The sequence below is a fragment of the Shewanella mytili genome (assembly GCF_046765975.1).
In the GTDB taxonomy this organism is placed as follows: domain Bacteria; phylum Pseudomonadota; class Gammaproteobacteria; order Enterobacterales; family Shewanellaceae; genus Shewanella; species Shewanella mytili.
This window is the reverse complement of sequence record NZ_JBKOUD010000016.1, coordinates 21,639-46,644: the sequence shown is the minus strand read 5'-3', so window position 1 is coordinate 46,644 and position 25,006 is coordinate 21,639. Positions and strand designations below refer to the sequence as shown.

The window sequence follows — 25,006 nt, the reverse complement described above, 5'->3', positions numbered from 1 at the left end:
AAGGCTCCAAAAAAGTACAACAATCCCAAAGCGGCTGCCCGAAAGCAGCCACTCACGGTTTCTCTTTCACATGTTCGTTAGATGAAAATGCGCGTTACAGGGTGTTTGTCGGCTCCAGCATGTTTTGCAAACGAAAGCCATGGCTGTATACGTTAGCCTTGCCTTTGCGACAAAAACCCACGAGGGTGATATTGCTCTTTTCTGCCAATTCCGCAGCCAGTGCTGTGACGGCCGACATGGCGAACAGGATTTGAATACCGGCGCTGGAAGCCTTTTGCACCATTTCAAAACTGGCTCGGCTGGTCAGCAGTACCGCTGCCGGTTTTTCCGCATCGCGGCGGGAAAACGCACCAATCAGTTTATCCAGGGCAATGTGTCTGCCAACGTCCTCGTATATATAAATCACGTCTCCCTGACTGTTTAATCCCATCGCGGCGTGGGTGGCGCCGGTCAATTCAAAGGTGCGTTGCTGCTTTTTGGCCTGGGTCAGGATGGACGGTAACAGTGCCATGTCAAACACCCCGTCTGAGGGCACGGTTTTAACCGGCTTTACCGCATCATCCAGCTGTGCCACCCCACACAACCCGCAACCGGTGCGCCCCGCCATGCTGCGGCGATGCTCTTTGAGCTCGGCAAAGCAACGCTGGGTAATTTCCACGTGGATAATAATGCCTTTTTCCACGTATTCCACATCAACGCCTTTGATTTCATTGATGTTTGAAACAATTCTTTCCGACAGGGTAAAGCCGACGGCAAAGGCTTCCAGATCCTGCGGGCTGGCCAGCATCACCGTGTGGGAGATGCCGTTGTAGGCCAGTGCCACCCGGACTTCATTTGCCAGTTTGTCGGTGAATTCTGAACGTTTGTCGCGTTCGAAAAGGGTGATATCTTTTTCAACTACAACATCTGCGCAATTACCGTACATAAACACCCCATCAAATACTTTTTTTGAAAATAACTATATTAAAAAACAAATGCATATCTCGATCACAAAGGTAAAAATGAGATAAAAGTTTCATTGAATAATCGCCCGTCATTCTTTATTATCTCCCGGTCTTTCTGATGGAAGAACGTCGTCTCCGGTGAGGCGTCCGGATTTCAAATCCGGGTGGGGCTGCCAGCAGTCCCGGGTAGGTTCGACTCCTATGTTCTTCCGCCACTATCCCTGTTCCCGAAACAACTCCCCGTCACGCAGATCCCGACTGTTGGAGCGGAATTTCCGACGGGTAAAACCACTGCGATCAAAAAACTCCAGCAGCTGAATGGCCACTTTTCGCCCCAACCCCACCAGGGTCTTGAACTCGGCGGTTTCCAGCGCATCATGGTAACGGAAATGCTCACGGATGCTATCTGCAATTTCACACAATCGGACATTGAGCATGTAACGGTCTTTCACGATGGCGTTGATGTAGCCCTGTTGCACCAGCTGGATGCACAAGGGGCGAATGTCATCCGCATCCAGCGTTAACGCGGTGGCCATGTCGGTCACCCATACCGGTCCGTCCTGTTGCAACAACCAAGGCTGCAACTGCTGCCAGAACTGCTGCGCCTGCGGACTTAACTGTTGCTTGTGCTCGGTCAGGCACCACATGGAGCCCCGCTGCAACAACCGTCCGTCGGCGACCAGTTGAGCCATGACCGCCTTGGCCACGGGCAGCGGCAGATGACTGTGGCTCATGCGCAGCAAGCGGCTCAAGCCCACGCCCAGTTGATCTGGCGAGTGCTGGTGAAACTCCCCCAGTACCGCCACGAAATGCTCGGCTTCCTGGGCCAGCAAGGATGGCGCCACCAGCCACTGCTCAATTTGGCGCAGTCCGGCCTGTTGCTGCAGTTGCTGCAACCCCGCATCACTCAACTGCCAGCGCCAGCGAACCTCTTCCAGCGGCAAGGCCGCTTTGGCGGTTAACAACTGCAAACTGCCTGCGGCATCCGTGGTCTGCGCCAGTGCCCAGAGGCTTTCCAGCCGTTGGGCCGTGCGCTTGCGGCGGTTGGGCACACTCAGCGCCAACACCCGCCCGGCGCCCAGGGTCTGCTTGCCTGCCGCATGGCGCAGGATAATCCGGTCATCCTGACACAATAACAACGGTTGCTGCAGCACCAGCTCCGCCAGTTGTTGCCCTTGGGCATTGGGCTCGCCCAGCAAAGACACATGGGCCAGCGTGTGCTCGGCGCCGTGGTGGCAATGTACGCTTTGCCAGTGCCCCAGTGCTTCCTGCGCCCTGAGCAGCACCACCGGTCGGCCACTGGCGGCAGGAGGCACCATGGTGCTTAACCAGTCACCCCGCTGCGGTGGACGATGATTGTCGGTGCCAGCAAGATTGAGCGCCACCCGATTACCGGCAGCAACCGATGTTACCGCCTGCCCTTGGGCATGAATGGCCCGCACCCGCAATGCATCTTTCTGGGCCGAGCTGTACAGGGTATCGCCCACGGCAACCGCGCCGCTAATCAAGGTGCCGGTGACCACGCAACCCGCGCCCTTGACGGTAAAGGCCCTATCCAGCGTCATGCGAAATGCCAGTTCATTCCCGTCAGAAATGGCCGACAGGCCGTAAATATGCTGCCGCAGAGCGTCAATGCCCTCGCCGCTCAGGCTCGATACCGGAAAAATGCCCGCAGCCTGCAAACCGAACGATTGCAGCAACTGCTGGCACTCTTCAGCCACTTGCAACTGCCGTTGGGGGCTGACCAAATCGGTTTTGCTGAGCACCAAGGTGAGGCTTTGCAATGGCAGCAGCGCCAGGATTTCGAGATGCTCGCGGGTTTGCGGCATCACCCCATCATTACAGGCCACCACCAGCAGGGCATGGCGGGCATGACTGACACCCACCAGCATGTTGTTGATGAATTTTTCATGACCCGGCACGTCAATAAATGCCAGGCGGCTACCATCAGGCATGGGTAAAAAGGCATAGCCCAAATCGATGGTCATGCCCCGGCGTTTTTCCTCCGGCAGCCGATCCGCATCCGTGCCGGTAAGCGCCTGAATGACCGAGGTTTTGCCATGGTCCACATGGCCTGCGGTAACAATGATCATAAGGCGTTACCCAGGCTTAGCAGCTCATTTAGCAATTCGTCAAAATCATCGGCACCGCGCAAGTCCAGCAGTAATTGCTCGTTGGCGATACGGCCGATGACCGGCCGGGCGGCGCCTTTGAAATGACGCTCCAATGCCAGCACCGAGCCACCATTGGTGGCGCTGAATGCCAGCGCCACTGACGGCAAAAAGGTATCGGGCTGGGAGCCGCTGCCCACCTGGGTATTGCAGCTGATGCTACTGAGCTGGTACTGGGGGGCGAAACGTGGCGCCAGTGCGCTTATCAGCCGCTGCGCCTCTGCCTGCAACTGGGACTGGCTGCGGGCGAATTTCGCCATGATGGGCAGTTGCTTATCCAGGGTTTGCGGATTGAGATAGTGACGCAATGTGGCTTCCAGTGCTGCCAGGATCAGTTTGTCGCAACGCAGCGCCCGCTTGAGCGGATGGCGCTGCATTCGGTCTATCAGCGCCTGTTGCCCCACAATCAGCCCCGATTGGGGGCCACCCAGCAGTTTGTCACCGGAAAAGCTCACCAGATCCACGCCGTCAGCCAGCATGGCCTGGGGGGTGGGTTCGGCTTTCAGGCCAAAGCGGCGCATGTCGGTGAGTGCACCGCTGCCCAGATCCGACAGCAAGGGAATGCCGTGCTGCCGGCACAGTTTGCCCAACGAGGCTTCGTCCACCGAGGCGGTAAAGCCGCTGATGTGATAATTGCTGGTGTGCACTTTCATGATGGCACCGGTGTTGTCGGTAATCGCCGCTTCATAGTCCCGCAGGTGGGTGCGATTGGTGGTACCCACTTCCACCAGCGTGCATCCGGCCTGACGCATGATGTCGGGAATGCGGAACGCGCCGCCGATTTCCACCAGCTCACCGCGGGAAACAATCACCTCTTTGCCGGCAGCAACCGCCGACAGCATCAGCAGAACGGCAGCGGCGTTGTTATTGACCACGCAGCAACCGTCAGCACCGGTCAGGCGCTGCATCAGCTCACTGATACAGTTGTCCCGGTGGCCGCGCTTGCCCGCCTGCAGTTCAAATTCCAAGGGGGTGGGATAACGCATCACGGAAGTCACCGCATCAATGGCCGCCTGGGATTGCTGGGAGCGGCCAAGATTGGTGTGCAAAAGCGTGCCGGTCAGGTTCCAGACCGGTTGCAAGCTGTGGCGATGGCTCGCCTGCAGCTGATCAGCCAAATACTCAAAAACTGCGCCTTCATCCGCCAGCCACTGGGGCAGGCAGCCGTTGTCGGCAATCTCACTGCGGGCCGCCGTCAGCATCTGGTTAACGGCAAGTTTAAAGGCGGATTTACCATAGTGCTGCAGCAGGGGCTGCAACGCGCTCATGCTCAGCAAAAGATCCATCGAGGGCAAGGCACGGTAAAGCTTTTCAGGCGTATCAAATACTTGGGTCATCATCTGTCACAAATAGCCAACAATAATGGGAGGGCAACCGCCCTCCCGGTGTAGTCAGGATGGCAGTGCCTACGACTCATGTGCCAGCAGTAACGGGTTAATCGTGGTGGCACGATAACCCTGTTCGCTCAGTTGGCCGTCCAGCCCCAAAGACGCCAGATCGTCTGCTACCACTTCCATTCGCGGATCTTTGGCAACAAACAGCATCTTGGTGTAACCATGGCAATTATCGCAACTTTCAATGCGAATATTGGCCTTATGATCATCCAGGGCCCATAACGACAACTGTTTGGCATCATCACAGTTAGTACACTGTGCGCGCACATAATGCCACTGTGTTTCGCATAAACTGCAATGCAGGTAACGCAATCCTTCCCTTGGCTCTTCCCGGATGACACTGGCCACCGGATGACTGCCGCAAACCGGACACAAGGTGGTTTGCTTCACCGCTGCCACGTCCATTCTGGCAATCACCATGGGCGCCCAATGGGCCCAGTACAGCGACAGCGCCGCCCATAAAAACAGGCTGTATTGGGACGGCACCTCACTGAGTTGCCCCAAACGCAGGCTGTCGCCATAGGCGGCAAGCTGCGCAGGGCTTAGCGACATCAGCTCGCGGATAACCTCGGCCACCTGCGCTGGCACCTGGGGCAGCAGTTCACTTAACAGTGACTGCAGCAGCCCCAACCAATACGGGTTACCAAGGGTATGCGCGGCCGCCAATGGCACCGGCACAGACATGTCGAGCTCTGGCGCCGGGCCAAAGGGCGCTGTGCTGGCAACGGTGAGCTGCGCACTCACCAGCAACTGGCACAGTTTGAGGTAGTCTGCCAGTGGCGATCCCTCGGCGAGGGTGGCCAGCCGCTGGCTGCGATGGCGATAAATCTCCAGGGGAGTGGCCGCCAACAGCGGTTTGAGCGCCAACGGGGAGGCATCTCCCGGACTCAAGGGGATCTCACTGGCAACACTCATTTACTTTTCCTCTTCTTTAAAGTCATCCAGCATCACCGGATGGTGCTTGCGGGCCCAGGCTTTGGAAACCTTGCCATACAGCATGCCGGTAATGGAACCTTCAATCCAGGTGGCCATCCAGAAATGCACCATAACTGCAAGCAGCATCAAGATGGCGCAAGCGGCATGGATGAGGGTTGCCCAGTTAACGGTATCAGCATCAAACATGGGGGCAAAATAGGGCTGCCACATGATCACGCCAGTCACGATAAAAGCGATCACAAACACCACGAAGGAACGAAACAGCATTTTCTGCCCGGGGTTGTAATGGCCCACCGGCGGAATTTTTTCCTCGTTTTGCAGCAACACCCACACCACGGATTTTATCCATGGCCAGTCGTACTTGTCCCACTTGTTATGGTGGTAGTAACGCACCAGCATCACCCCCAGCAGCAGGCACATGGCAATCCCGAAAAACGGGTGCATCACCTTGGCCAGCTGCGGGGTACCCACAATGCCGCCCAGCCACTGGAATGACGGATACAAAAAGGCAAAACCCGTCATGAAGGTGACCAGTCCCACCGCCACGATGCCCCAGTGGCACAACCGGTCAAACAGCTTATGACGTACAATCATCTCTTGCTTGCTCATTTGCTGTCCTCCTCTTTTGCCGCCGCGGCGTCAATGTAACCGGGCTGATCCTCCTCCACGATGTTGCGCCCCACCGTAATGCGGTGCATCAGCGCAAATGCGGCGGTGGCCAACAGCCCGGCGGTGCCCAGCGGTTTCAGCCAGTCCTGACGGATTTCCGTGGCCAGCGGCACTTTGGGATCCTTGGGCATGTAATAGCTTTCCGGATCGTTGATGTCGTGGAAAATCATCATCATTGCCGTGCCGCCCACCCCTTCGGGGTTGTATAACCCCGCATTGGGGAAGCCCCGCTGCTGCAACTCCGCCACCCGTTTTTCGGCGTAAAACAGCATGTCTTCCCGGGTACCGTAGCGCAGGGCGCCGGTGGTACAGGTTTTCACGCAGGAGGGTTCCAGCCCTACCGCCGTGCGGTCAGAACACAGGGTGCATTTATAGGCCTTGTTATCCTTGGCGCTGATTTTGGGGATGTCGAACGGACAGGCACTGGCGCAATAGCCGCAACCAATGCATTTGTCCGAGTCAAAATCCACCGTACCGTTGGCGCGCTGGATAATGGCACCGGCGGTAGAACAGGCTTTCAGACAGGCCGGATCGGCGCAGTGCATGCAGGCCGAGTGGGTAAACTGCCAGCGCAGTTTGCCCGCGTCCTCGATTTCGTTGTACTTCATCAAGGTCCAGCACTGGGGCGACAATGACGGCGGATTCTGGTAAGACCCGCTGAATTCGCCCACGTCCTCACGCAAGTCGTTCCATTCCGAACACGCCACCTGGCAGGCCTTGCAGCCGTTGCACTTGGTGGCATCGAACAGTTTGGCCACTTGCTTTACGCCACCTACCCGCGCCTGGGGAGCGGGTGTCATGTCCGCAGTGCCCGAGCGGCGAATGATATCTTGTTCAGCCATAATCAGATGCCCTCCGCCTTTTCAACGTTAACCAAAAATGCCTTGTACTCCGGAACCCCGGTGTTGGCATCGCCCATTTCGGTGGTCAGCACGTTACAGGTATACGCCTTTTTGGTCAGCGCATTGTGGCTGCCATGGCGGGGAATGCCCAGGGTATGCACAACCTGCCCGTTTACCTGTAATGGCCGCAGCCGTTTGGTGACCAGTGCCTTGGTGATGATATGGCCCCGTTTGGAGCTGACCTTCACCCAGTCACCGTTGTGGATGCCTTTCTCCGCCGCCAGCACTTCGTTCATTTCCACAAAGGTTTCCGGCATGGAAATCGCGGCCAGACGGCAGTGGGTGGTCCAGAAGTTAAAGTGCTCGGTCAGGGAGTAGGTGGTACAGGCATAAGGGAACTCGTCCTTGGTGCCGATGGTTTCCTTCACCCCGTCAAACCAGCGCAATACCGGACTGTGCACCACGTTGGGATGCAACGGGTTGGTACCGATGGGCGATTCTACCGGCTCGTAATGTTCCGGGAACGGCCCTTCTTTCAGCAGCTTGAGCGCGAACAGACGACCCACGCCTTCAGGCTGCATGATGAATGGCCCGGTGGTTTCCTGCGGAGTCAGCTTCGTGTTGAAGTCGCCAACATCAATCCCCTGCCACTTGCCGTCTTTCCACTCAACGATGGTGCGTTCAGGATCCCACGGTTTGCCGTTAACATCGCAAGAGGCGCGGTTGTACAGCACCCGGCGGTTCATGGGCCAGCAGAAGGTCCAGCCGGGAGTGATGCCTTTACCTGACGGGTCATGGTTGTCACGGCGGGCCATGTTGTTGCCCTCTTCCGTCCAGGAACCGGCATACACCCAGCAACCACACACGGTGCTGCCATCGGCTTTGAGCTCGGAGAAACTGCTGACTTGCCGCCGGCTGTTCCTGTGGTAACCGTTGAGCTCCTTGGTGATTTCTTCAGAGCTTGGATTATGCTCAATGGCATAGTGCCAGTTAACCGCCGCTATCGGCTCAGGCAATACGCCGCCTTCTTCCCGGTAGAGTTTTTTCAGCTCCAGCAGGATGCCAGAAACGATTTCCGAGTCGGCCATGGCTTCGCCCGGGGCATTGGCGCCTTTCCAGTGCCATTGCATCCAGCGTCCGGAGTTGACAATCGACCCTTCTTCCTCGGCAAAGCAGGTGGTGGGCAGACGGAAAACTTCGGTCTGGATGTCAGCGGTGTTCACCTCGTTAAAGCCAGGTTCATGCTGCCAGAAAGTGGCGGTTTCGGACGACAGGTTGTCCAGCACCACCAGATATTTCAGCTGGCTCAGGGCCTTGAGGGTTTTATGGCGGTTGGGCATGGAGTTGATGGCATTGACCCCTTGCACCAGCAAGCCGTTGACCTGACCGTGATACATCATGTCGATGTGCTGGCCAAAGTCATACATCTTGTCCCATTTTGGCAGCCAGTCATAACCGAAGTCATTGTCAGCTGTGGCCGCATCACCCCAGAAGGCTTTCAGCAGTGACACGTAAAAATTGGGATAGTTTTGCCAGTAGTTGGTCTGCCCGGGACGCAAAGGTTTGGGCGTGTGGGCACTCAAGTGGGCCGCAAGCGATGGCTCATTGTCGTTTGGCAGTTTCAGGTATCCCGGCAGGCTTTGCGCCAGCAAGCCCATGTCGGTAGAGCCCTGCACGTTGGCATGGCCACGCAGCGCGTTCACGCCGCCGCCCAACTGGCCGATATTCCCCAGCAACAACTGCACCATGGCCATGGTACGGATGTTCTGTGCGCCTTTACTGTGGTGAGTCCAGCCCAGCGCATACATAAAGGTAGCCACCCGCTTTTTGGTGTGGGTGCTGCCAATCATTTCACATACGGTCTGGTAATCACTGACCGGGGTGCCGGTAATGTTGCTGACGGTCTTGAAATCGTAACGCGCTACGTGCTGTTTCAGCAGGTTCCACACACAACGGGGATGCTGCAGGGTGTTGTCCACCTTGGCATAGCCCTGTTCATCCAGTTCGTAATACCAGGATTCGGTGTTGTAGCTGCCTTTGTCTTCATCAAAGCCGCTGAACAGGCCGTCATGGAAATCAAAGTCTTCGCGGATGATGTAACTGGCATTGGTGTATGCCTTGACGTAGTCGTAGTTCACCTGGCGGGTTTCAATCAGATAACGGATTAACCCCAGCAGGAACGCGATATCGGTACCGGAACGAATTGGCGCATAGTGATCGGCCAGTGCCGCACTACGGTTAAAACGCGGGTCGACCACAATCAGCTTGGCGTTGTTGTGTTGCATCGCTTCTGTCACCCAGCCGAAACCGACAGGATGCGCTTCTGCAGCATTACCGCCCATGATAATGATCAGGTTGGAATTCTTGATATCTATCCAGTGGTTGGTCATGGCACCACGCCCAAATGTTGGAGCAAGACTTGCTACCGTTGGGGAGTGTCAGTTACGGGCGATAGTATCAATGGCGACCATGCCCAGCGAACGGGCAAATTTCTGGGTGGCAAAACCGCTTTCATTGCCCATCCCGGAAGAGGTCATCATGCCGGTGGTCAACCAACGGTTAACCGTGGTGCCGGCAGCATTCTTTTCAATCAGGTTGGCGTCACGATCCTGTTTCATCAGGCGGGCGATGCGCTTGAAGGCTTCATCCCAGCTGATGCGCTGCCATTGGTTGCTGCCGGGCGCGCGATATTCAGGATACTGCAAACGATGGGGACTGTTCACATAGTCCACCAGCCCGGCACCTTTCGGGCACAAGGCACCGCGGCTGACCGGATGGTCTGAATCACCTTCAATATGGAAAATGGCGTGTTCCGAGTTTTTGCCGCCGCTGTTTTGACTGTACATCAACAGGCCACAACCCACTGAGCAATAAGGGCAGTTATTGCGGGTTTCTTTGGCTCTGAGCAGCTTGAATTCTCGCACTGCGGCGTAAGCCTTGTCAGACATCAACCCCAGCGCAGAAATCGCTGAAGTGGTTGCCCCGGCAGCGCACAGCTTGAAAAACTGTCGTCTGTTCATAGGTAATCTCACACTGGTTGTTATGAGTATGATGGGCGGTTTTCACCGCAAATACGGGGCGCTAACCGTAAAGTCCACACCCGTAGTGTGATTATCCTTAAACAGAATTTTAATAACAAATAATGACATGTGATATTGATCACAACAGATATTTGACAGATTTAATATCCAAATAACTAGCAAATTAAAGAATATTAATTTTTATAATATTGTGAATACGGATTTATATTCCAAAATAACACAAAAATGCTGTTGGACATTTTGTCCATGCAAAATAAGACAATATATCACTAAATAACCTCACACAAGATTAAAACGTGATGCACATCACCAAAATGACCTAGTACTGACGATTTAATAATCTCCCTCATTCACCTCCATAACGCGCAGGATTTTAAGCGGGACATTTTTACCCATAGTATTTGGCTGTTTTTTGTTCAGTTAAAACGTGAAGCACTACCGCTACGCCATCTGCAATGGCGTTGGCATTCACGGAAGATTTGCGTTAGCTTATGCGGTTTTCTCTGGCGGCAAGCAAGCGCTGTTGCCAGATCAGCACCATCTCAGGATCATCTCAAGACTTTAGGGGCCAGGCATGTTTATCGGGTTTGATTACGGCACATCCAATTGTTCGGTAGCGTTGCTGCAGGAGGGAGCGCCGCGGTTACTGCCGCTGGAAAACGACAGTTTCTATCTGCCATCAACCCTGGCGGCGCCCACCCGGGAGTCGGTGTCTGAATACCTGTTCCGCCATCATCAGATCCAGCCGCTGGATGCGGTGGGGCAACAGGTGCTGCGCCGTGCCATGGCGCTGAACCGCGAGGAAGGCATTGAGTTGCAGGCAGAAGACGTGCTGTTTGGGCAGGCGGCGCTGGCGCTGTATCTGGCCCACCCGCAGGATCTGTATTACGTCAAATCCCCCAAGTCGTTTCTCGGCGCCATGGGGTTGCATGCCGTGCAGCTGAGCTTTTTTGAAGATCTGGTATGCGCCATGATGGCCAATATCAAGCAGCAGGCAGAGCGGGTTTGCGGCCAAACCATTGAGGATACGGTGATTGGCCGGCCAGTGAATTTTCAGGGCCGGGGCGGCGAGGACTCCAACCGACAGGCAGAAAACATTTTGCGCCGCGCCGCCAGCCGCGCCGGTTTTCGCCATATTGAATTTCAGTTTGAGCCGGTAGCGGCCGGGCTGGAATATGAAGCCACCCTCACCGAGCCACAAACCGTACTGGTGGTGGACATTGGCGGCGGTACCACCGACTGCTCCTTATTGCAGATGGGGCCACAGTGGCGCCAGCAGAGCGATCGCAGCGGCAGTTTGCTGGCCCACAGCGGCCAGCGGGTAGGCGGTAATGATCTGGACATCCATCTGGCGTTTCGCCAGCTCATGCCCCATTTCGGGCTGGGCAGTTTGCTGGACTCCGGGCTGGAGATGCCCATGAAGCAGCTGTGGAATCCGGTGGCGATTAATGATTTGGCAGCGCAAAACGATTTTTACGCCCAGCGCAATCTGGCGGAATTAAGGCAACTGCAAAAAGAGGCCCAAGAGCCGCACAAATTGGCAAGGCTGCTGCAGGTCTACCACGACTCGCTGGGTTACCATCTGGTACGCCGCGCCGAAGAAGCCAAAATCGCCCTGTCCCGGCAACCTCAATTTCATACTGAGTTGGCACTGGAAAGCGGCCCTCTGCCGCTGGATATCAATAATGCGGAAATGCTACTTGCCCTGGAAGAACCCAAACAGCAGATCATCAAGCTGGTGCGCGAGGCCATTGAGCAAGGGGGCTGCCAGCCCGACGTGATATTCATGACCGGCGGCTCGGCCCGCTCGCCGGTGCTGCGCCAGGCCGTGGCGGCAGTATTGCCCCAGGTGCCACTGGTAAGCGGCAACGACTTTGGCTCGGTTACCGCAGGCCTTAGCCGCTGGGCTGGCGTTTGCTTCAAATAATGTGCGGTAACCGACATGCGTTAACTAACGCCAACGGTCACCCCGCACTTGTCTTGGGCATGACCGCAACACCTTCGGCGTAACGCCTACTGGCGGAAAAAATACTCCGCCAGCACCTGCCGCTGCTGTCCCCATTCATCAGACAGCCCAATCCCCAACCCGATAACCTCACCACGGGCTTGCGGCACCTGTTTTTGCATCAATTGCCCAAATGCCTGCAAGCGGGGGTTTTGCTCTGCCGCCAGTAAGGTGAGGTGCGGTTCAAAATTCTGGAACACATTGGGGCTGCCATAACGCTCAAACGCCGCCAGCTTGCCGGGATAGGCCTTTACCCACGCTGGCAATGGCGGGTTTGGCTCCCGCAATGGCGCCAGTGCCAAGGTCACCTTGTCTGCCAGACGCTGCAGCTCCCGGCCAGACACCACATCAATAAACGCCCAGTTGCCTTTGGTAACCGTAAAACCCTGCGCCTGCAGCGGCAGTGGCGCCAAGTTCTCTGCTAACTGCTGCACGGCTTGCTTGACCGCCGCCTCGCTACCATCGGGAAAGGAGGTCATGTACAAGGTGACATGCACCGGACGCCCCTGCCGGTAAAAGCTTTCCATGCCAAACGTTGCCAGTTGCTTGCTGGTCTCATCCACCAATTGCACCACCGGCGCTGACGGAATGGCGTACACGTTCAGCATCTGCGCCGCAAAGGCACCGGCAGCGCTCCAGCACAACGCCAAACCACATGCCCACCGCCCCGCTACTGCCATGCCCTTTTTGATATTGCCGCCCACATTCACTCCTGTTAGCCAATCGCTCATCCGCCGGAATTATAACGGCATCCCCCATAAAAACGGCATGATATCCGCCACCTGTTACCGGAAAATGTTGCGCAGCGGCTCATCTTCAGCTGCAAATGACCGGATGCCAATGGCCGATACCGCGCCGTTTCCACCCGTAAGCGCCATCCATCCCTGGAGCGCCTCACTTCAGTCATCCGTGACCTCACTTCCTCAAGCGAAGCTTGAGCTTCGTCTTTCGTCACCTAAGCTGCCTGTGCGCTGCGCCGTTTCCACCCGCCGCCAGTACCATCCGTCCCTGGAGCGCCTCACTTCGGTCATCCATGACCTCACTTCCTCAAGCGAAGCCTGGCTTCGCCTTTCGTCACCTAAGCTGCCTGTGCGCTGCGCCGTTTCCACCCGCCGCCAGTGCCATCCGTCCCTGGAGCGCCTCACTTCGGTCATCCATGACCTCACTTCCTCAAACGAAGCCTAGCTTCGCCTTTCGTCACCTAAGCTGCCTGTGCGGCAGTGAACCTGGCGTTTTCCTTTACCTTCAAATCGACTTTTTTCTAAGCTGCCTGTGCGGCAGTGAACGACAAATCATCTGTATCTCGGTGGAGTACGATTTTCTAAGCTGCCTGTGCGGCAGTGAACTAGGAAAATCTATCATAAAACGCTGTCACGGCAAGTGGTTAACCCAAGTAAAAGGGAAATACCCTTTATTTGGCACTTTTTATAACCATTTGTTTTCAATATTTATTTTTAAAGAGCGAAAAATTTGGGTGCTGACGGCAAACATAGTACGGTACACATGGTTATTGTGGGCATGCAAGCGGAGCTTATGCCTGATAGCGGCTTGCCGCGCCACCGTTTACGCACTATAAAACAGGCAATGCTGAATAACAGAAAGGATGCCCATGATGAAAACCGTTGATTCGAAAGGATTCACGCTGGTAGAACTGGTACTGGTATTGGCGCTACTGGCCATTGTGGCAGCAGTGGCCCTGCCCAAATTCGTCAGTTTGCGACAAGAAGCGCAGGTGGCCAAGGTGCAATCGTTAAGTGGCAGCTTGAGTGCCTCGTTGGCACTGGTGAAAGCGCAGGTGGCCATCAGGGGGGCAGGCACCACGGTGCAAGTTAATGGTGCCGATGTGGTGCTCACAGGCAATATGCCCGCAGCCAGTGCCGACAGTCTCAGAGCGCTGCTGCAACTGGAGGTGCCATCCAGCTGGACCCGCAACTGGCAGACACAACCCTGCCAAGGCAGCGATTTTTGCATTCTGGGCAACATGTTCGTGGGTAAAAACGGTTATGTGGCCGTGCCTGGGCATCCGTTGCAGGGCAATGGCGGCATCGACCGGGCGGCTTATCTCTGGCCCCGGGGCTACACCTTGCAATCCCAGGGCTGCTACATGTATTACATCAATGAAGTGACCACTAACACCACTTACAGCGGCGCCATCACCAGCGGTTGCTAACGGCTCAGGCCACGGCACTGCAAAGTTGTCGCCGCTGGCGGCGCAATTGCAGCAGGCTCACGCCCCACATGATGAAACCACCGCCAAACAGCAAGGCTGCCACATAGCCGGTGGCATTGGCACTGTAACCGCCGGCGAACACCAGACCGCCGGCCAGCGGGCCGATGGCATTGGCACTGTTGAATGCGCACTGCAACAACGCGCCAATCACCGCATATCCGCCTTTGGCAACCCGCATCAGCATGGCCTGGATAACCGTGGTCAGCCCCAGGCTGGCACCCAATAAAAACACCGTGAAATACAAAAACCACAAGCTGGTGGCCGCCTGCACATAAAGCAGCGCCAGCACGGCGCAATACACCAGCCCGATGCCGGTAACACGCACCACCATGCTGTCCCGTACCCGGCCAAACAGCCAGTTGCCCACGGTAGAGCCCACCCCGAAAATCACCATGGCAATGGAGATATGCACCGCGGCAACCTGGGTCACGGCCAGCATGGTATCGGCCAGATAGGTGTAAAGGCAGAATACGCCGCCAAAACCAATGACGGCAATGCCCACAATCGGCCAAATTAACGGGTTTTTTAGTACGGCCAAATCGCTGCGAAGCCCCTGGCTTTCAGCCGCCATGACCGGCAGGTTACGCCATAGCATCAGCGTGGTCAGCAAGGCCAGCGACGCCACCAGCAACAATGACCAGCGCCAACTGAAATGCTGTGCCAGCAAGGTGGCCAGCGGCACCCCCACAATGGTGGCAACCGTCAGTCCGGCAAACACCCGCGACATGTAAAGCGTGCTGCGCCCCTCTGGCGCCAACCGGGCACCAAACAGCAGCGCCGTGCCAAAATAGGCGCCGTGGGGAATGCCGCTCAAGAAGCGAAACAGCAGCATCTGCTCAAAAGAAGCCGCAATGGCACTTAATCCGTTGAAGACAAAAATCATCAAGGCAAACAGAATGAGTGCCGTGCGCCTGTCCAGCTTTGGGGTCAGCAGCATCAACAGCGGCGCACCCACCACCACACCAGCGGCATAAGCGCTGATCACGTGGCCTGCCTGCCCGGCCGATACCGCAAAGCTTTGGGCTATCAAGGGCAGCATGGGCATCAGGGAAAATTCTGTCAGTCCCAAGGTGAAAGTGCCCATTGCCAGCGCCAACAACACGGGCAGCAGCGGTTTTTGCGTGGTTCTATTGTCAATGGCTGACGTCATCATTACTCCCGTACTTCATCTCAGGCCACAGATTATGCCGGCATTGTTGCCACCCATTGTTACGGTGGTATTGCCATGGCGCTAATAGGATGCACACGGCACCAGCACATACCGCTGCGCAGCTGCTGGCTGCCGCCACACAACAAGGGGGCAGCATATTAGTCGAGTATTTCCGGGCAATCCAGTCAGGTGTGGTAAAGCGTTACCGCAGTTGGCGGATAAATATCCAGCAAATGGGCGCGAATTAACATAATCACTTAACAACAGGAAGGGATTTTGTATTAAAATGGGGCGATTTTGCAAACTTGCTCACAAGATTTGCAAAAACAAAACATTGCGCACACCGGACAGGTGTTGCAATGAGACACAGACAACCAAGAACAACAATTGAATACGAAAGGGATTTTTAGATTTTCCCCTTCATTATCATCCACTGATATGTGAGGCAATGTGATATGCGCAAGCGCATCATTTATAGCATTTGTGGGGTGGTGGCAGCCGGAGTGGTTTTGTTCGGCATCTACGCCTGGCACCCGGAAATTGCACCCGTAACGCCACCTGACAACAGCCAGTTTTCAGCAGAAACCATCGCCAAAGGCAAAATGCTGGCCGCCGCCGGTTACTGCAGCACCTGCCATACCGCACCGGGCGGGCAGGAATATGCCGGCAACTACCAGATGCATACCGATTTTGGCACCATTTACAGCAGCAACATTACCCCCGACCCGGAAACCGGCATAGGCAACTGGTCAGAAGCGGCCTTCATCCGTGCCATGCGTACCGGGGTCAGCCGTGACGGTCACCATCTGCTGCCGGCATTTCCGTTTGAGCACTTCAACAAGATGACCGACGACGACATCAAGGCGATTTATGCCTATATCATGACCTCGGTACCGGCAGTGCAACAGCAAAAACAGGAAAACGGCATTCCGTTCCCGCTGAACATCCGCTTCCTGCAGGCGGGCTGGAAAATGCTGTTTGCCGACGGCAGCGACTTTAGCGAGCAAGCCGACAAGTCTGCCCAGTGGAACCGGGGCGCCTATCTGGCACAAGGGATAGCGCACTGCGGTGCCTGCCATACACCCCGTAATGCGCTGGGGGGCGAGCAATACGACAAAATGTATCAGGGCGCGGCCATTGACGGCTGGATTGCCCCGTCGCTGACCACCAGCAGCACCTCACCGCTGCCATGGCGCCAGCAGGATTTTTACGAATACCTGCGCACCGGTAACTCACCTTTCCACGGCAGTGCCGCCGGGCCGATGGCGCCTGTGGTACACCATGGTCTGGCCGCGCTGTCCGATGACGACATCAAGGCCCTGAGCGTGTATTTTGCCGATCTGGCCGGTAATCACACCGAAGACCCTGCCACCAACCCCAAACTGCAGGCCGCCATTGATGCCCAGCACCCCATGCCGGATGCCCGCATCAACAAGGGCGCCCGCCTGTATGCCAGTGCCTGCGCCGCCTGCCACTTCAGCGGTAACAAGCTGAAAAAAGGCCGTCCGCTGCTGGCGCTGGGCAGCGCCGTGCATCTGGACGATCCCGCCAACCTGGTGAATGTGATTCTGGACGGCGTTCGCCGGGATCAGGGCATTCAGGGTGTGGTAATGCCCGGATTCCGCAAACGCCTTAGCGATGAAGACATTGCCGCCATCAGCGAATACCTGCGCCAATCTGCCGGTGAACAACCCTGGCCGCAACTGCAGCAGCGCGTGAGCGAAATTCGTCTTCAACCCCGTTTTGAACATTAATCACAAAAGAGTGAGTCAATGGCTAAGTTTATATTGAATGGTAAGCCCGTTGTCGCAGACGTCGATGGCGATACCCCACTGCTGTGGGTGATTCGTGACGAACTGGGGATGACCGGCACCAAATTTGGTTGCGGTATTGGCACCTGTGGTGCCTGTACCGTCCATGTGGGCGGGCGAGCGACCCGCTCCTGCATCACCCCGGTATCAGCAATTGAAGGGGCCAGCATTACCACCATTGAAGGGCTGTCCGCCACCGGTGAGCATCCGCTGCAACAGGCATGGCAAAAACACCAGGTGCCCCAGTGCGGTTATTGCCAGTCAGGACAGATCATGCAGGCCGCCGCGCTGCTCAAGGACATCCCCCAACCCACCGATGCCCAAATCGATGCGGTAATGGGCGGTAACCTGTGCCGCTGCATGACCTATGTGCGCATCCGCGAAGCCATCCATGAAGCCGCCGATGCCATGACACAGGAGGTCAAACATGATCAGGCTGACTAACAAGCGCGAAGCCAACGGCATGACCCGCCGCGGCTTTCTGGTTGCCATGACCGCCGTGGGGGTCAGTTTCGGCTTTCCCCGCAGCGTGATGGCCGCCATGGACCCGGCCACCAGCGACGGTCGAGTACGGCCGGATGCCGGCGCCCTTTACGAGCCGTCCTTGTGGTACTCCATCGACCCGGCCGGCAAGGTGAAAGTGAATATCATCCGCGCCGAAATGGGTCAGCACGTGGGCACTGCCATTGCCCGCATTCTGGCTGATGAGCTGGAAGTGGCCTGGCAGGATGTGGAAATCGTGCATGTGGACAGCGCCAAGAAATGGGGCCTCATGGTCACCGGCGGCAGCTGGTCGGTTTCCCAGAGCTGGCCGGTATACCGTCAGGCCGGCGCTGCCGGGCGCACCGCATTGATTGAAGCGGCCGCCAAAAAATGGGGCGTTTCCCCCAACGCCTGCGAAGCCCACCACGGCAAGGTGATTTCCGGCAAACGGGAAATCAGCTACGGCGAGCTGGTGGCACAGGGCATTACCCGGCAGTTCAGCGCCGACGAGCTCAAGGCTCTGCCGCTGAAACCCAATGATGACCTGAAACTGGTCGGCAAGGCGGTAACATCGCTGGACATCATCCACAAAACCACCGGCAAGGCGGTATTCGGGATTGACGCCAAAGTGGATGGCATGGTGTATGCCGCGCCATTACTGCCGCCCACCCGTTACGGCGCAAAAGTCACCCAACTGGATGACAGCGCCGCCAAAACCGTAAAAGGCTACCAGCAAACCCTGGTGCTGGATGACCCCAGCAATACCGTGCCCGGTTGGGTGATGGTGATTGCCGACAGCTTCATGGCCGCGCAAAAAGCCGCCGCCAAAGTGAAAGTGAGCTGGCAGGCAGGGGCCGCGGCCAAGGTATCGGAAGCCGATATCATCAACCATGGTCGGGCGCTCATCAAAGACGGCAGCAAAGGTGCCATTCTGGATACGGGTGACACCAATACCGAGGCCGTGTTTGCCAAGGCCAGTGACACCCTGGAGCAGGAATACCTCACCGCCACCGTGCTGCACGCCCAGATGGAACCCCTGAACGCGTTGGTCTTCCGCAACCCTGACGGGCTGTGGGAAGTGCACTCCGGTTGCCAATGGCAATCGCTGACCACACCGGTATTGGCAACCGCGCTGGGGGTCAGCGAGGATGAAGTGACCATTCGCGCCTATCTTCTGGGAGGCGGTTTTGGCCGTCGCCTGAACGGCGATTACACCATCCCGGTGGCGCTGGCCTCCAAGGCGCTTGGCGGTAAACCGGTCAAGATGGTGATGATGCGCCCCCAGGACATGCTGTTTGACAGCCCACGCTCCGCCTCGGTGCAGCAGGTGAAAATGGCCTTTGATGCACAACATGGCGTAATTGCCATGGAACATCATGCCACCGCCGGCTGGCCCACCGAAGTGATGCTGCCGGCCTTCATGCCCAAAGGGGTCAACGGCGAGCCGTTTGATCCTTTCTCCATTGCCGGTGGCGATCACTGGTACAACGTGGGCGCCCACAAGGTGCGGGCGGTATCCAACGACTTGGCCAATGATTCCTTCCGCCCCGGCTGGCTGCGTTCAGTCAGCCCCGGTTGGGTGGGCTGGGCCGTGGAAAGCTTCATGGATGAGGCCGCCCACCATGTGGCACAAGACCCGCTGGAATTCCGTTTGGGGCTGTTAACCGCCGAAGGCCGTAATGCCGGCAGCGGTCCCATTGCCGCCGGTGGTGCCAAGCGTCAGGCAGCGGTACTGAAAAAAGCCGCCGCCATGATTGGCTGGGGCGCCCCCCAACCGGAAGGCACGGGCTTGGGGATTGCTTCCACGTTTGGTCAGGAACGGGAGATGCCCACCTGGGTAGCCGTGGCCGCCCAGGTTCAGGTAGACAAAACCAGCGGTCTGGTGAATGTGCAAAAACTCTACGTGGTAGTGGATGCAGGGATTATCGTGGACCCGGACGGCGCTGAAGCCCAGTGTCAGGGTGCGGCGCTGTGGGGCTTGTCCATGGCGTTATATGAAGGCACCGAGCTGGTGAACGGTAACTTCAAGGACACCAACTTTGACCGTTACACACCGCTGCGCATCGGCCAGACACCCGAGATAAAAATCGAGTTCATGCCCAGCACCATGGCCCCTTCAGGGCTTGGGGAACCTGCGGTAACGCCTGTGGCACCCGCCATTGCCAATGCCATCTACCAGGCGGTGGGCGTGCGCTTGAGAAAGCTGCCCATGACCCCGGATGATGTCAAAAACGCGTTAAAGGCATAAGCCTTACCCCAAAAGGCCCGGTCATCCGGGCCTTTGTCATATTGCCCGGATGACCACCGCCCTCCGGGCTGACAAGGAATACTGTATGTCGTACATTTCACAGCCTCTTGATGCCAAAGTACTGCAACAGGCCTGCGACTGGGCCGCCAACCGTGATGTCTGGTTATGCACCGTGCTGCATACCTGGGGCTCATCGCCGCGCTCCCCCGGCTCGCTGCTGGTGGCACAACAAGACGGCAGTTACTGTGGGTCGCTCTCCGGCGGCTGCGTGGAAGAGCATTTTCTGGCGCAGATTGCCAAGGGATGCTGGCGCGAGGCCAGTCAGGTGATCCGCTATGGCGATGGTGAACTGGCGCCCCAGCTACGGCTGCCCTGCGGCGGCGTACTGGAGGTGTTGGTGGAATACCTGCAAGCCGTGCCAGAAACCGTGGACTACCTGCAGCAGCAACTGCAAGCGTTGCAGGGGTATCAGGCCATCCGCAAACAGTTGACCCTGCCCCATGCCTGTCACCAGCTCACACCGGGGGATTATGCCGCCGACACGGCCATCAGCTATCAGCATCCTGACATCCACATCTGCCTTGCCGCAGCGCCCTGCCTGTTACTGGCGGGGTATTCGCCGGTGGCCCATTACTGCGCGGAGTTTGCCCATGCACTGGGATTTGAAGTGATATTGTGCGAGCCCCGCGCCGAGCAGCTGCACATGCTGCAACAGGATTTGCCCAAGGGCGTGAAGCTGCTGCAAACCTTTCCCGCCAAATATCTGGAACAAACCGGCTGCCACGCCAATACCGCCATTGTGGCACTGACCCACGATCCGCGACTGGATGATTTAACCATGATGGAAGCGGTGAACACCCCGGCATTTTACATTGGCGCCATGGGCTCGGCCCGCAACTCCGGCAAGCGCCGTGAGCGCTTGAGCCGCATCGGGGAACTGACCGATGCCCAGCTGGCACGGGTGCATGGCCCCATAGGGTTGGCCATCGGCAGCAAAACCCCCGCCGAAATCGCCCTGGCCATCATGGCGGATATCGTGCGGGTGAAAAATCTGGGGCCGCAGTCAGCCATGCCGGTAGTGCAACGCACACTGGACATGCTGGAGAGCATCCCCGATGAGGGCGTCAGCTGCGCCATTTAAGCAAAGCGGCAACCAGCCTCCGGCGTCACTCAGGGCGCGGCAGGTCTGCATCCCGGATAACGCCGGCATGGCCGGGCAACAAATGCAAATGGGCGGCAGATAACAGCCGCCTTGCCCCGAGATCCCCGCGCAAGGCGCTCAGGCTGGCAAAATAATCCCGCCCGAAGCCCACCGGATGACCGGGCTGCCCTTGCCACACTGGCCGCGCCTGGGCCCAATCATCTTGCAGCGCCGCAGCCACCTGCCGATAATCCCCAGCGGTTACCCAAGCCATGTCTCCCGGCACCACCAGCCAGCCACGCCAATGGGCGCAGTCCCGCACTCCGGCGGCAATGGAGTCACCGCTGCCGCCACTGCTTAGCAATGTCACCGACGCCGAGAACTGCTGTGCCAGCGCGATGATGCCTGATGACCCCGGTCTGGTTACCAGATGCAACGGCAAACCGCTGGCAGCGGCTTGTGTCAAGGTCAGTGCCAGTAATGGCTGCAGCTGCCCCGCCCCATCCGGATAAGGCGCCAGTAACTTGTTGCCACAGCCACCTGCGGCCAAAAAACGCCGCCCCTTGCCGGCAGCCAGCACCACAATGCCGATACCCGTTGCGGTATGGGCGATAGATGAACGCTGTGGTGATAACCCAACCTCAGCCATGAGTTTTTATCCTGTTGATTATCCTTACCATGTCGCCTTTTCAGCACGGCCAGCCGACAAGTGCGGCATTACCGCAAATGCTGCCTTCCCACATGTGTCCCCATCAAAAAAATCATCCATCTGTGGATTACAACCTTGATGAGATGCGCCATAATTGATAATAATTCTCATTTGTGATGATACCATATACAACAGGCCGGAGAGCAACATGTCAAAATCACTCAATATCGCCATCAGCGAGCAAAAGCTGGCAGAACTCATCCTGGCAGGCCACCTGTGCGCCGCCGATGTGCAATGCCTTGACCGGGACAGCAAACAGGCCCTGTGGCAACTTTGCCTTTGGTGTTGCAGTAAACGCACCCAATGCCAGCATTGCCGCCACCCTTGCGCCCTGACAGCACCAAAAGCACCGCTCAAGGCAACATGACAGAGTAAACCTCATGCAAACAGCAGCACGTTGATGCCTCCGGCAGCGAACCACATCAACAGCATGTAACGCCAGTTTTGCTGTAAAATCATGCGACTACTGGCATTGTAACGGCTCACCATCGACAGCCCCACCCCTGACAGCGGACTCACCGCCGTGGTGGTGCCCCATACCGACAGATACAAAAACGCCAGTTGGTTCATGTTACTCACCAGCGGCATCAGCAACGGTGCCACCAACGACACACTCACCACCGGGTGCAGGCCAATCAGCCCCGCCAGGATCATCAAGGCACTTATCCCCCAAAAAAGCCAAGGGGTTAGCTGGCTTGCCTCAAAGCTGAACAACTGGGGATAACAGGCAATAATGGCGGCCACACCGGTGGAAAACACCCCCGCTGCCAGAAACAGCGAAAACTGACTGGCCACATTGGGCAAGCGCTGCTCCACGTATTCCACCATCACTTTGCGCCGGGGGCGGCCCCGCAAGAACAGCAAAGCGCTGACCGGCGCCACCATGGCAATGAGGATGAGAATGTTCACCTGCGGATACAAACTGTGCAGCAGCAATACCGCCAGTGCCAACAGCGCCGGGATCACCAGGCTGTCGCGCTGCAATGGGTAGCCCCGAAATTCCGGCAGGTTGCCCAGACGGGTTTTCAGGTAGGTCAGCATAAACATCAAGCCGGCCATCATGGCCCCGGGAATAAACGTGGAGGACCACTGGGCACCGGGGGCATAGGTCATGGCCACCCCAAAAGCCACAAAAAATGGCGACCAGTAGGCGCCGGCACAAAAGCCCCGCATCAGCACCAGAATCTGTTCATCACTTAACGGTTTTTTCCGTTGCAGCCGATCGCCCACCACAAAAATGATGGACAGGTTAATCACCGCCCCCAACAGGTGGCAGGACAAAATGGTTGACCAAAAACCTTTATTGCCCGTGGGCTGGGATGCATCTTCCTGCTCCGGATTGGTCAGCGCCAAAAAACACACTGCCACAAACATGGCCAACAACGGCAGATTGCGGGTGGTAGCGCTGTACACATCCAGCGACACCCCGTGCAGTACGCCCCAGAGCAGCATGCCAATGCCGGCAGAAAATAAAATGGCGGATTGCTTTTTGGCGGAGCGGCTCAGTTTGTGCCAGCAAAACCCGATGGCCAGCCAGGATGCCAGCGCCGGTAAGTACAGCGACCAGTCAACAACCCATACCAGCAGATACAAGCCCCAGGTGGCCAGCACCAGCCAGCCCGCCAGTGGTCTGGGAGACAAGTGGGAACGCAGGAATGACATGGACAGGAATGACATGGCGTGTTCGGCCTCCCGGACAACACGGGCAGCAAACGCACGGTCACATGTCACCGCACCATGGCTGCCCTACACGAAAGAACCGCACCATCTTAGCAGGTTTGCACGCAGGAATAACCCGTGATGACAAACATCAGCGCAGCGCTTATGAGGCAGCTTTCATGGCCGTTGTCATGGCACATGTGCCACAAAAAAAGGCCGTTGAAATGCCCGGTAAAAAGCGGGCATTCCCAAGGCGGATAACGCCGTGCAGGATGCCCTCTCATGTTAGGTGCGGCAACAATACCGGTGCGTTATTGGTTTTTATAGCGCAAGGCCATGGCATTGGCGGCCACCATTGCCTGATAAACGTCATCTTCGCTGAGCGCCATGGTCATATTACCCATGGTATCGCCTTCTGCGCAGGCAATTTTTGCCACTTGGCGCCACTCGGCCTCCACAAAGTTTTTCAGCCCCATGTCTTCCAGCGTTAACGGCAAACCGGCCACTTTGATAATGCGCATCACTTCATCCACCTCGGCCTTGGGGGTATTTTCCAGCACCAACTGGGTCAGCAGGCCGAACACCACTTTTTCGCCGTGCTGGGCACGGTGCAAATCTTCCACCGCCGACATGCCGTTATTCACCGCATGGGCACATGCCAGGCCCCCGGCTTCGGCGCCCACACCACTCAAATAGATGGTGGCCTCAATGGTTTGCTCCAGTGCGGGGGTGACTATCTTGTTATTCACGGCATCCATGGCCGCCTCGACGTTTTCGCTCAGCAGCTCAAAGCACAATTTGGCCAGCCCAAGGCCGGTACGGGAAGGCTTTTTCAACACCAGGTTCACCCCGTCAGCGGCATAACAGCTGCGGGCCTCAAAATAGGTGGCCAGTGCATCCCCGACCCCTGCCGCAAAAAAGCGCGCAGGTGCGGCGCATAAAATGCCGGTATCGGCAATGACGGCATCCGGGTTCTGGGGCAAAAACAGGTAACGGTCAAATTCGCCGCTTTGGCTATAGATAACCGCCAGCGCGGTGCAAGGGGCATCGGTAGAGGCAATGGTGGGATACAGGATCACCGGCAGCTTGTGGTAGTAAGCAACCGCTTTGGCGGAATCGAGGGTTTTGCCGCCGCCCACACCCACAATCACGTTGGCGTGTTGCTGCTCGGCCAGTGTGCCCAGCCGCTGGATTTCCGCATCACAACACTCGTAATTGAATTTTTCAGCCACGGCTTCAATGCCGCCCTGTTTCAGGCTGCCAACCGCTTCGTCCTTGACCCGGTTTAAAATGAACTCATCGCTGATGATAAAGGCATTGTCGCCAAAATCCTTTACATAATCATGCATCTGGCCCAAAAGGCCTTTACCGATAATGAATTTTTTGGGTGAGGTTACGGTACGCGGGGTAATAGACATAGCTCCTCCTGGAGAATCAATGTTGCATCCATGATTGTCCGTCCATCATACCCCAATAACACCACCACCGCTGGTTTTATGTTCATGCTTGATTAAAAACCACACAGGTTGTTTGCAAGGTTAAAAAACAAACAGATAGCGTTAATGCTTGGTAT

The 25,006-nt window shown here is 56.9% G+C and carries 19 protein-coding genes and 1 tRNA gene; 8 read left to right on the top strand and 12 right to left on the bottom strand.

The features are described from left to right. Positions 1-94: 94 nt before the first annotated feature. Positions 95-925 carry a formate dehydrogenase accessory sulfurtransferase FdhD gene (fdhD, locus tag ACIDEJ_RS13510; protein WP_411988588.1) on the bottom strand — a complete coding sequence of 277 codons (831 nt, stop codon included), beginning with the start codon at positions 923-925 and terminating at the stop codon, positions 95-97. A 139-nt stretch (positions 926-1,064) separates the two neighbouring features. Here fdhD and ACIDEJ_RS13505 point away from each other — a divergent pair. Further along, positions 1,065-1,159 (top strand) — tRNA-Sec (locus ACIDEJ_RS13505). Here the strand turns inward: ACIDEJ_RS13505 and selB are convergent. The 6 genes from selB to fdnG form a co-directional block, all read right to left on the bottom strand. Continuing rightward, positions 1,160-3,037 carry a selenocysteine-specific translation elongation factor gene (selB, locus tag ACIDEJ_RS13500; RefSeq protein WP_411988587.1) on the bottom strand — a complete coding sequence of 626 codons (1,878 nt, stop codon included), beginning with the start codon at positions 3,035-3,037 and terminating at the stop codon, positions 1,160-1,162. After that, complete coding sequence (selA, locus tag ACIDEJ_RS13495) at positions 3,034-4,455, bottom strand: L-seryl-tRNA(Sec) selenium transferase (RefSeq protein WP_411988586.1); 1,422 nt, start codon at positions 4,453-4,455, stop codon at positions 3,034-3,036. Before selA ends, selB begins: the two co-directional genes overlap by 4 nt. Positions 4,456-4,521: 66 nt before the next feature. Further along, complete coding sequence (gene fdhE, locus ACIDEJ_RS13490) at positions 4,522-5,424, bottom strand: formate dehydrogenase accessory protein FdhE (protein WP_411988585.1); 903 nt, start codon at positions 5,422-5,424, stop codon at positions 4,522-4,524. After that, positions 5,425-6,054 carry a formate dehydrogenase subunit gamma gene (locus tag ACIDEJ_RS13485; RefSeq protein WP_411988584.1) on the bottom strand — a complete coding sequence of 210 codons (630 nt, stop codon included), beginning with the start codon at positions 6,052-6,054 and terminating at the stop codon, positions 5,425-5,427. Further along, positions 6,051-6,956 (bottom strand): formate dehydrogenase subunit beta, encoded by a 906-nt coding sequence (gene fdxH / locus ACIDEJ_RS13480; RefSeq protein ID WP_411988583.1) that lies wholly within the window; start codon positions 6,954-6,956, stop codon positions 6,051-6,053. The genes ACIDEJ_RS13485 and fdxH overlap by 4 nt, the downstream gene beginning before the upstream one ends. Positions 6,957-6,958: 2 nt before the next feature. Beyond that, positions 6,959-9,976 (bottom strand): formate dehydrogenase-N subunit alpha, encoded by a 3,018-nt coding sequence (gene fdnG / locus ACIDEJ_RS13475; protein ID WP_411988582.1) that lies wholly within the window; start codon positions 9,974-9,976, stop codon positions 6,959-6,961. 595 nt (positions 9,977-10,571) lie between these two features. Here fdnG and yegD point away from each other — a divergent pair. Beyond that, positions 10,572-11,924 (top strand): molecular chaperone, encoded by a 1,353-nt coding sequence (gene yegD / locus ACIDEJ_RS13470; RefSeq protein WP_411988581.1) that lies wholly within the window; start codon positions 10,572-10,574, stop codon positions 11,922-11,924. An 86-nt stretch (positions 11,925-12,010) separates the two neighbouring features. Here yegD and ACIDEJ_RS13465 read toward each other — a convergent pair whose 3' ends face one another. Further along, positions 12,011-12,706: a 2'-5' RNA ligase family protein gene (locus ACIDEJ_RS13465; protein ID WP_411988580.1), complete on the bottom strand. Its 696-nt coding sequence runs from the start codon at positions 12,704-12,706 to the stop codon at positions 12,011-12,013. 905 nt (positions 12,707-13,611) lie between these two features. Between ACIDEJ_RS13465 and ACIDEJ_RS13460 the strand changes: the two genes are divergently transcribed. After that, positions 13,612-14,172: a prepilin-type N-terminal cleavage/methylation domain-containing protein gene (locus tag ACIDEJ_RS13460; protein WP_411988579.1), complete on the top strand. Its 561-nt coding sequence runs from the start codon at positions 13,612-13,614 to the stop codon at positions 14,170-14,172. A gap of 4 nt (positions 14,173-14,176) precedes the next feature. On the opposite strand, the gene ACIDEJ_RS13455 is transcribed toward ACIDEJ_RS13460, so the two are convergent. Continuing rightward, the gene (locus ACIDEJ_RS13455) at positions 14,177-15,382 is read right to left on the bottom strand and encodes an MFS transporter (RefSeq protein ID WP_411988578.1); all 1,206 of its coding nucleotides are present in this window, start codon (positions 15,380-15,382) and stop codon (positions 14,177-14,179) included. Between the two features lie 455 nt (positions 15,383-15,837). On the opposite strand from ACIDEJ_RS13455, the gene ACIDEJ_RS13450 reads away from it, so the two are divergent. The 4 genes from ACIDEJ_RS13450 (at position 15,838) to ACIDEJ_RS13435 (ending at position 21,065) form a co-directional block, all read left to right on the top strand. Beyond that, positions 15,838-17,136, top strand: coding sequence for a c-type cytochrome (locus ACIDEJ_RS13450; RefSeq protein WP_411988577.1), 1,299 nt, complete (start codon positions 15,838-15,840; stop codon positions 17,134-17,136). 18 nt (positions 17,137-17,154) lie between these two features. Continuing rightward, positions 17,155-17,637, top strand: a complete 483-nt coding sequence (locus ACIDEJ_RS13445) for a (2Fe-2S)-binding protein (RefSeq protein ID WP_411988576.1) — start codon at positions 17,155-17,157, stop codon at positions 17,635-17,637. Beyond that, positions 17,621-19,924 (top strand): xanthine dehydrogenase family protein molybdopterin-binding subunit, encoded by a 2,304-nt coding sequence (locus tag ACIDEJ_RS13440; RefSeq protein ID WP_411988575.1) that lies wholly within the window; start codon positions 17,621-17,623, stop codon positions 19,922-19,924. The genes ACIDEJ_RS13445 and ACIDEJ_RS13440 overlap by 17 nt, the downstream gene beginning before the upstream one ends. Positions 19,925-20,009: 85 nt before the next feature. Then, a complete protein-coding gene (locus tag ACIDEJ_RS13435; protein WP_411988574.1) occupies positions 20,010-21,065 on the top strand; it encodes an XdhC family protein in 1,056 nt (351 codons plus the stop codon). A gap of 25 nt (positions 21,066-21,090) precedes the next feature. Here ACIDEJ_RS13435 and ACIDEJ_RS13430 read toward each other — a convergent pair whose 3' ends face one another. Continuing rightward, positions 21,091-21,714 carry a nucleotidyltransferase family protein gene (locus ACIDEJ_RS13430; protein WP_411988573.1) on the bottom strand — a complete coding sequence of 208 codons (624 nt, stop codon included), beginning with the start codon at positions 21,712-21,714 and terminating at the stop codon, positions 21,091-21,093. Positions 21,715-21,922: 208 nt separating this feature from the next. Here ACIDEJ_RS13430 and ACIDEJ_RS13425 point away from each other — a divergent pair, with 208 nt between their 5' ends. Continuing rightward, on the top strand, positions 21,923-22,141 hold the full coding sequence (locus tag ACIDEJ_RS13425; RefSeq protein WP_411988572.1) for a hypothetical protein: 219 nt from the start codon (positions 21,923-21,925) through the stop codon (positions 22,139-22,141). Between the two features lie 11 nt (positions 22,142-22,152). On the opposite strand, the gene ACIDEJ_RS13420 is transcribed toward ACIDEJ_RS13425, so the two are convergent. Beyond that, positions 22,153-23,451 carry a hypothetical protein gene (locus ACIDEJ_RS13420; protein ID WP_411988571.1) on the bottom strand — a complete coding sequence of 433 codons (1,299 nt, stop codon included), beginning with the start codon at positions 23,449-23,451 and terminating at the stop codon, positions 22,153-22,155. 293 nt (positions 23,452-23,744) lie between these two features. Continuing rightward, positions 23,745-24,851 (bottom strand): glycerol dehydrogenase, encoded by a 1,107-nt coding sequence (locus ACIDEJ_RS13415; RefSeq protein ID WP_411988570.1) that lies wholly within the window; start codon positions 24,849-24,851, stop codon positions 23,745-23,747. Positions 24,852-25,006 lie beyond the last annotated feature (155 nt).